The following is a 10,760-nucleotide window of genomic DNA, read 5'->3' on the forward strand; positions in this document are numbered from 1 at the left end:
GGTGTATCAACATTAGATTATATTAACAATGTAAGATTCCAAATTAAAAAAGAAGGAATCAACACAATATATAATGAAGCACCAGTTATAAATGGAGTAAATGATATAGAGGTTGATTCGGAAAATAAAGATGCTTTACTTCAAGGAATAAGTGTTACTGATGACCATGATGAAATACAAAATTCAAGTATTCAAGTTTCATCTAAAAAGTTAGAAGAAAATAAAACCTTGGTGACATATAGCGTAAAAGATTCATGGGGTAGAGTAACTAGTGCCAATAGAACTATAACTTACATAAGCAGTGAAAGTCCAAATGAAACTGAAGAAGATGTTTCAAGTTTAAATCTAGAATCTAGAACTTCAACTACACCTACATCATTATCAGATGTTGTTTTTACAGTAAAAGGTGTTAGATATAGTAATGGTAAAGATGAAAGATTTAAAATTAAATTTGATACTAATAAAAAGCTTATAAAAGTAACAGATATGGACATGCGTATTATGAATACTAATGATGCAGATGAGTACTTTAGATTTGAATTGTATGACTCAAAAATGAATTTAAAGAAAGAAGTTGTAATTAGAGGAAATGAAAGAAGTGAGGCTGCAAATGCTTTAAATAACGTGCCATATGAAATTGGTGATTATATTTATGTTTATCATAAAGAATCACAATCAAAATTATATATGAATGGAGTAACTAATCAAGGTAATGAGAATTATTCTAATGGAGTTCAATTTAAACCTAAAACAGAACGTAGATTTAAAATTACTAATAGTGGATTAGAAATAGTAACTAATACTGCACCAACATTAAATGTTACTGGATTTGAAAATGAAAGTGAAAATTTAAAGAAAACTATAAAAAGAGGAGATACTATAAATTTAATAGAAAATGTAACTTATAGTGATGAATTTGATAGCCAAAATAATATTCCGTTAATTTTACTTACTTCTGAATTTAATAATATGAAGTTAGGTGAACAAACTGTTATTTATTCTGTATCAGATAGTTGGGGTGCAACTACAACTAAAGAAGTTAAAGTAAAAGTAGAACCTAAGAATGATTTAGAGCAAGTTAAATTTAAGTTTTATTCTAAAGGAAGTACTGATGAGTTGTTTAATATTACTATTGATTCTGTAAATCATAAAATAGAAGTTAATAGAGTATCAAATAATAATCAAGCTATAAAAGGATATTCTGGAGCAGCTTTTAAAATTAAGATTATAGATGGAGTCAGTAAAAAAGTTAAAAGAGAAATAGCCATTAGAGGAAATGAAACAGGGTTTTCATCTACATTAGATAGATTAGATGGATATTCATATAATGATGGTGATAGAATTTCAGTTTGGGCATTAAACTCTGAAGATATAAAAATTGATGGTGATAGTAAAATTGAAGCTAAGCCTAATAATGTAAGTTATTTAAATGGAATATCTGATAGAGATCATATAGATAATGTTAGGTTTGAAATGAATGGTGATAAGTTAAAATATATTCACAATAATGAACCGCAATTCACATTTACAGGTGATTTATCTGTTGTTAGAGGTGAAGAATTGAATGTTACTAGTGGAGTATCTATAAATGATGACCATGATGGAGTCGTTAAAGACTTAAGTATTGTTAAAGTAATAAACTTTGATAAGTATAAGCTAGGAGAGCAAACAGTAACTTATCAATATACAGATAGTTGGGGGAGAACTGGAACTGCAACAAGAAAAGTGACAGTATTACCTAAAAATAAGTTGGAACAAAATTATGTTAAATTTTATACTGATAACACCAATGATTCTATTTTAAAAATTAGTTTTGATGACATCACAGGTAAATTAAAGTTTGAAGATGCTACTACTGGAACTATTAATGGTATAAATGAGGAAGTCATTAGAATAAGAACTTATAGAGATGGAGAGAAGGTTCGTGATTTACCTATAAAGGGTAATGCATCAGGTATTCAAATAAAGAATGCTATAGAAGCCTTAAATATTGATTATAAGTATGGTGATACTATAGAATTTGTATCTACTGATTCAAATAAGTTAAATAGAGTTAGAATATTTGGAGATGTTATTAAAAATACAAATAATAAAGAAGAAAATGCTAGAGAAACTGAACAATTGCCAAGTGAAGGAGATACTTCTTCAAGTGTAAGCAAAAATGGGTATGAAGATGGATTCAAAACAGCTGATCAAATGCAAAATACTAGATTTAAGCTTACTACAGATGGATTGGAAGCTATTTATAATAGTGCTCCTGAGTTTATTGGATTAACTGATTTAAAAGTTATAAAAGGAGAAACACCTGATTTTAAATCTGGAGTTACGGTTAAAGATGATATTGATAATATTAGTATAGATGAAGTAACTATTAACTCAGATGGTTTTAATTCAAATGTAGTTAATGTTTATGGTGTAACTTATACAGTAACTGATAGTTGGGGAAGAACTACTAGTAAGGTAAGGAATGTTAGAGTTGTATCTAAGGTTGAAAATAATATAATATCTCTTGATGGAGATAATAACAATAAATTATTTGAAATAGGTTTTGATACAGTAACAAATAAATTAACATTTAATAAGATAGAATTAAATTCTGAATCAGGAAGTGATTCAACAATAGGTGGAGGATCAGAAGAACAATCACCACCTGGGCTAGAAGAAAATAATTCTTTTAGAGTAGCATTAAATGAAAATACTGATAATAAAGTATTTGAAATTAAAGTTTTTAATGAACAAATGACTCAAGTTGGAGTTGCAACTTTAAATAACGATTATAATTATGAAGAGTTTAAAGAGCAATTAGAAAAAATAAATATGTATGAAAGTTATTATGTAAGTTTATGGAGCAAAGAATCTAATAAATTAAAGATTAATGGAAGTGTTAATAAAGATGATTCTAATATTACAGAAGAAAATTATGCTGATGGGATAAGTAGTGAAGATCAAATGATCAATGTAAGATTTGAAAGTACAGAAGATGGTCTTAGAGCAGTTTATAACTCAGCACCAGTAATATCAATGTTAACATCATCTACATCAGAAACACAACCACAAGCTATAAATGATTCTATACCTGAATTAACAAGATTTTCTCATTATTTAGGTGAAACTTATAAGTTAACTGAAAATATGAAAGTAACTGATGATAAAGATACCAATATAAGTGTTGAAGATATTACAGCAACTTATGTTAAAAAAGTTGTATCATCAGAAAACACAACTACACCTGAACCATCAGAAGGTTCAAGAACTACATTAGAAAGTGGACAGGAAACTACTGAAGATTCAAGTGGGAATAATGGAACTACAGAAACTGTAAAAAATCCAGTGCCAACTAAAGTAGGAACATACATTGTAACTTATACGGTAACTGATAGTTGGGGACGTGAGTCAAAAGCAACTAGAGAACTAACTATTAAGAATGGTATAGAAAGACATGAAATTACATTTAGAGGACATGAACGTATAGGAAATACTAATAATTATAATGATATAACTGCTTTTAGTTTAAAATTTAATCATATAGAAAATAGTGATAAAGTATTAATTTCTGTTGTAGCTAAAGATAGACCAATTAGTGATAGATATGTTAATAATGGTGGTTTGGAGAATTTTTATAATATAAAAGTATTGAATGAAAATGGTGGGATTGTAAAAGATATTACACTTAATGCAAAAGAAAATCCAACGAGAAATACTCAATTAACAGAGTTAAATACAACGGAATTTCAATATGGATATAAAATCAAAATTGGAGCTTACCAAACACCAGGTCTTAGTATACTAGGTGAAATTTTAGGAGATGTAAAAGAAGACTACTCTGATGGTGTTGGAAATAAAATGAATGTTGAGTATGTTACATTTGAGTTAACGAAAGAAGGATTAAAAGCAAAGTATGTAGATTCAGATTTAAATACTTCCATAAAGAATGTTATAACTAATTTAGATTTCGGTGGAATACAAGCTTTTAAAATAAATTATGATATTTCAGATAAGGGACAAAACAGTCAATTTATTGGAAAGCTACACATTTCAGCTAGAGGTGGACAAATAAAATATGAAGATAGATCTCATTCATTAACAATAAGACTTGTTAGAAAGAATGAAAATACTATTGAGCAAAGATTTATAGGAACTGATAATGGTAATGATAATAAGTTTAATAGTTTTAATGATAAATATGTTAAAGAGGGAGATTATATTGAATTTTGGGCAAAAGCACCTGATAGATTATTTATAACTGGAAATGCTATAGATAAGGTTAATAATCATGATTATACATTAGGTGGAAGTGAAGATCTTTTTGCAAATACAAGATTTTATTTCACTTCACAAGGAATAGAACCTAAATACAATAAAGCTCCACAGATAACTGCTGATGCAATTGATGTATATCAAGGTGATACTTCATTTAATCTTACAAATGGAGTGAAAGTTACAGATGATCATGATGATATAAATGCAGATGGAACTCTTAAAGGAAATACTAATACGCCAAGTGTAGCTACATCTAATACAACACCTACAAGAAATGTTTTAAGTTATACTATAACTAATAAGCAAAATGGTGACACAGATACTGAAATAGACACTAGTGTATTAGGTGAAAGAACTGTAACTTATACATATATAGATAGCTGGGGAAGAACAGGTACAACAACGAGAAAGGTAGTTGTTAGACCTAACTTATACAAAAATAGAATTAAAGTTTATGCTGAAGAAAGTGATAATTTAAAAGCTAGAACAGCATCTAATACTAATGAAAATGTAGGTGGGGATAATAGTGTTGGTGATTCAGAAAATTCTGGTGATATAAATCAGGATTCTACTGTAGAAAGTAATAAAAAAGAGCCAGCATTTGAAATTGGATTTAACACCTTAACAGGAAAGTATGAAGTATTAAATAAAAAAGATGAATACTTAGATGTACGTAATCCAAGAAAAGATATTTTCTCTATTCAAATAAAAGCAGCTGATGGAAGAATAAAGTTTAGGGAAACTTTACAAGGTAATGATAAAGGAACTACATCAAAATTAAATGATTTAAATGAAGTAAGTTATGAAGCCACTGATATTATTAGAGTTTGGAGAGCTGGAACTGAGGAAGATAGTATTCCATTTAGAACTTCTGAATCTAATAAGCCAATACTTGTACCAAATCTTAAAATTACTGGAGATATTATAAAGGAAAGTAATGGTGATGTTAATATAGATGAAGATTATTCAGATGGTATTAACAATCTTGATTTTATGAATAATGTTGGATTTAAACCTGAAAATGGAGGCTTAAAGGCAATTTATAATAAAGCTCCAGAAATAAATGGATTTAATGAATCAGATGTAAAAGTAGTTGTAAAAGGAACAAATATAGATTTGCGTGATGGAATATCAGTTAGAGATGATAATGGAGATGATAATCTTGAATTTACTGTATCGCCAACTACAATAGATACAAGTGAGTTAGGAACACATAAAATAACATATACTGTAACAGATAGTTGGAATAGAACTACAAGAAAAGTAAGAACTATTAAAGTTGTATCTAAAGTTGAAAATAATGCTATTGAAGTATACAAACTAAATGAAGAGAGTTCTTTATTATTTAAAATTGATTTTGATGCAAATAATAAGAAATTTATTATTAATGGAACAATAAGCAATAATAATCAACAGAATAATTCTCAAGATGGACAAACAGAAAATGATTTGCAGGAAAGTAGAACTGGAGAAACATCACCATCAACAGAAGATTCTTCAGAGGAATCTAATGAAGGGAAAATATTTAGAATAAAAATATTTGATGTTAATGGAAATGTTGTAGTTAATTCAAGTGTAGCAAATACAGTAGAAATCACTTTAGAAAATATAAAATCACAATTGGCAAATTTAATTAATTATACATTTAATATAGGTGATAGTATAAGTATATGGTCATCAAATGCTGATAAAGTAAAGATTAAAGGTAATATCCAGAATAATAGTAAAAATTATGAAAATGGATTAGGCTCCAAGATGGATGAAGTTAGATTTAAAATAACTGAAAATGGATTACAAGAAATAACACCAACAACTCCAGTTATAACTTTTGATGAAGGAGATAAGTCTGTAGAAGTAAAAAGAGGTGGAGAAATTAGTTATTTAGCTGGTGTATCTGTAAGTGATGAAAGTGAGAATGTTCCAATTTCTAAAGTAACATATACAGTTAACAGCACTGGTGATAATAGCAATAATAACAATAGTATAGATACTTCAGTTTTAGGTGAAAAGACAGTTACATATAAAGTAACAAATAGCTGGGGAAAAACAGTAACAAAAGTTAGAAAATATAATATTGTTCATAAAAATGAAATTGATGCTGTAAGATTGAATTTTAAATCTAAAAATAATGAAAGTAACTATCTAGAGTTAGGTTTTGATGAAATAACTAAAAAGCTTCATATTTATAAAAATCCTACAGAAGCACTATATAGTGAAGACAGTGATAATGTATTATCTATTTCTGTATATGATTCTAATGGTAATACCACTGAAACATTACAAATAGTAGGAAATCAAGTAATACCTGAAGAACAAGTTAATAGAATTAATGATTTACCATATACTGAAGGTATGTATATTGGTATTGAAACTAAATATCCAGAAAAATTAAGCATTACAGGTAATATTACTCATAGTGATAAGCAAAATCAATTTTATACAAATGTAGATTTTTCTAATGGTATTCAAGAAAGTGAAAAAGATGCATTGGAAAATACAAGATTTAAAATAGGAAGTACTCAAATTGAAGCTGTTTATAATGAAGCACCTGTTATAAATTATCCAGGAAAAAACGATAATAGTAAAAATAATGGAAGAATAATTGTTAAAAAAGGTGAAATATATGACTATAACAAAGATTTAACAGTTATTGATGATCATGATGGAAGTATAGAAGCAACCAATGTTGGGGTGGATGAAAGTTTAGTTAATTACGATCAGGTAGGACTTTATAATATTACTTATATAGTTACGGATAGTTGGGGAAGAGATGGTACAGTTACAAGACCAGTACAAATTGTTAGTAATATAGTAGGTAATGAAATAAATGTTTATTCAAGAAACACTAATGAAAATACATCAGAAGGAACTGGAACAGAGGATGAACAAATTGAAAATATTAATGATGAAAATGTAGGTTCAAGTGATGGTTCATCATCAGAAGGTTCTAGCGAATCTGGTTCAACTGGAGATAGCAATGGAAGTAATGATTCTATTGGAGATTCTTCAAATGGTAGTGAAACAACTACACAGTTAAAAGGAAGAGTATTTACCATTGGATTTAAAGAAGAGGTTGTTTCTGAAAATAATATTAAAATAAAATTAGAAGTTAAAAATAAAAATAATATAGCCATAGATTCATCTAGAGAAAATCAAGTAGCTATTAAAATAGTTGCATATAACAAAGAAGGTAAAGAAATAAGCGGAAAAAATTTATCTTTAAATGGAAATATTACAGGTAACTCTCAAGAATTAAATCAATTAGAATCATGGGAACTTGAATATGGTGATTATATTTCTTTATATGCTTCTGACTTAGATGAAGAAGTTAGTGGCAATAATTCTCAAATAGTAGAAGATGAAAATGTTGATATGATTAATATGAAATCTTCTGAAAGTTCTACAGAAGGCTCAAATGAACCAGAAGATACTACTGAAACACCTAATGTTCCTGAAGTGCCCGAAGAATCAAGTAAAAAAGAGCCTGTTACATCTATGTTAAGAATTACTGGAGGAGTTGTAAATGCTAAAGAAGATTATAACTCTGGTAAAGTAAAGAAAGATAATATTGTTAATGTAAGATTTGAAGTTACTGATTGGGGATTAGAAGCATTATATAATGAAGCACCAATTATTAATATAAAAGAAGTTGAAAGTGGATTGTTTAGTAAGTATTTAGGGGAAACTTATGAAATAACAGAAGGTGTAACTGTATATGATGAAATTGATGGAGACATAAGTGCTGATAAAATTGAAACTAGTTTTAAATTAATTAGTGAATCAGTAAATAATCAAGGAAATGGACAACAACAAGAAGGAAGTACTAGAATAAGTGATAATAATTCATCAACTGATACAAATTCATCAGAAAATGATTCTGAAAATGATGATATAGATGAAGGTAAAGGAAAACCTAAGAAACCTGGAAGATATCTACTAACTTATACTGTAGCTGATAGTTGGGGGCGTACATCAAGTAAAACTAGAAATATAGAAATAAAGCCTGGTATGGAAAGATATAAAATTAGTTTTAGAGGGCATAAAAGTCTTGGAAATAATAGATATGATGATGATACTGCTTTTAGTTTAAAATTTATTGATGTCACAAATGAAAAAGTTAAAATTGATGTTGACGCTTTAAATAGAGAAATAAGTCAACGTATGGAGAAGAGCGATTTTTATACTATAAAGATTTGGAATAAAAATAATCAACTTATAAAAAATATTGCAATTAATTCAAAAGATAATGCTCATACAAAACCTGAAATACAAGGCTTAAAAACTTTAGAGATGGAATATGGATATAAAATTCAAGTTTTAGCATTCCAAACACCTGGACTTAGTATAAGTGGAGAAATATTAGGAGATGTTTTTGAAGATTATAGTGATGGAGTTCAAAATAGGTACAATTTAGATAAAGTTACTTTTGATATTACAAAAGAAGGACTTGTAGCTCATTATAGTGATGAAGAAATTACTAGTAAATCTCAAAATATTATTGCAGTTGTAGATGTAGGGGGATTAAATCCATTTAGAATAAAAGTTGTGCCAAGAAATTCAATGAGCCAACAACAAGCAAGTACAATTAATAGTAATGCTATTGGAAGGTTAGATGTTACTACTACAGGTGCACAAATAATATATCAAGATAATGGTGAAACAAGAGATGTGTTATCTATTGGATTATATAGAGGTACTAATAGTGGTGAAAATATAGTGAAAAACTTTTCATCAAATAGTTCAACAAATAATGAAAATGGACCAAACTTCAATTCTTTTAATAATCAGCTAGTTTATCCAGGAGATTATTTAGAAATTAGGTTTAAAGCTCCTTCAACATTTTATATAATGGGTGACCCTCATCCAAATAGTAATTCTAAGGTTGATTACAGAGAAGGTGCTAAAGATGAAGATAACTTAAATAATGTTAGATTTTATTTTAAGGATAATTCAGAGAATCCAGAGCAACCTATATTAATGCCAGTATATAATGAAGCACCTGAAATTAAAGGAATTGACTTCCAAAGGGTTCCTGTAAATAATACTTATGATCTTTTACAAGGAGTTGTAACTTCAGATCAAATAGATGATGTATTAAATAAAAAGGTTAAACTAGTTATAAAATGTACAGAACTAGGAATTAATAAAACAGTTACTCAAAATGCAAATAAAGTTACTTCTTCAAGTGGAGTTAGAAGTATATTTAGTAGAACTACTAATAGTACAAATTCAAATGATAGTACAACTGTATTTAATAAGGATACCTCAAATGAAGGAACTATAGATGCTAATTTAGAAATAGATATGACTGCCTTTAACTATAAATTTGATAAATCAGGTATATATAATATTGAATATACAATGACTGATAGTTGGGGAAGAACTACAACTGAATATAGAACAATTCAAGTGTATGGTTCACCTGAAATAGATCCTAAAAAAGATGTAGTACAAAATGAAACTACAGAACAAGGAGAAAAAGTAGGAACTGTAACTGTTGAATTAAATAGTATGAAAGACAACATTGAAGCATATATGGAATCATACTTTAGAAGTTTAGTTAGCATATCAGACGTAGAAGATGATGACAAAGACTTAAAAGTTGAAATTGAAGGGGAAGTTAAACCAGATAAAGTTGGTACTTATCCAGTAAATTATAAGGTTACTGATACTCATGGAAATATAACTATGTATAAGATTAATGTTAATGTAGTTAAAACAATTAAAGCAACAGTAACTACAGATATTCCATTCCAAGTAGTAACTAACTTATTAAAAGAAAATGGTACAGCAGAAAATATAGAGGATAGGTTTGTATCATCAAAAATTAGAATTAAAAATAATAATCCTAACTCTAAGATGGAAGTTTATGTTAAAGGATTAAATAAGAGTGAAGGTGATTTAGAGTTAGTTAATGGAGATAATTTTGAATTTAACTCTTTAAATAAATTTGAAGCATTAAGAAAAATGGCATTAGGTTTATATTTTATAGAAAGAACTAATGTAGGTGATGAAAATATAGGAGAAGGGGAAAACTCAGAATTACCAACAGAAACTACAAAGGTATTTACTAAAGCATCACCATTATGGTTAACCACTGATATGGCTCAAACGAAAATTACAACTATGAAGGAAGCTAGTGGTAACAAAAGTGATATTACTTTACCATCTAAGAATAATAGTGATACTGGTACTGTTCAACCACCAGAAGGTGAAGGTGATGAAGAAGGTAATGAAGAACAACCATCATCACGTACTGATTCAAGTGATCAAGAAGGTGAAAATCCACCATCTGGCACTGAAGAAGATGAAAAGTTAAAGAATCCAGATTACTATATTAAGGATTATGGAACTATAGAAGGTAAAGTTCTTGAATTTGGACTTACAGCTAAATATGGAAATAATTTTGCTGGAGGAAAAGTTAGAGGTAAATTTAAATTGATATTTGAATTTAGATAAAATATGAAAGAGAGATTAAGCTCATGTGATTTAAAAAATTA

General features: G+C 28.2%; 1 protein-coding gene. It reads left to right on the plus strand.

All coding sequences use genetic code 11. From position 1 onward, the window contains the following. The coding region (locus H8R92_RS12735; protein WP_186835651.1) for an immunoglobulin-like domain-containing protein at positions 1 to 10,719 on the plus strand (10,719 nt) is incomplete at its 5' end. Positions 10,720 to 10,760 lie beyond the last annotated feature (41 nt).

Source organism: Clostridium lentum (genome assembly GCF_014287815.1).
GTDB classification, from domain to species: domain Bacteria; phylum Bacillota; class Clostridia; order Clostridiales; family Clostridiaceae; genus Clostridium; species Clostridium lentum.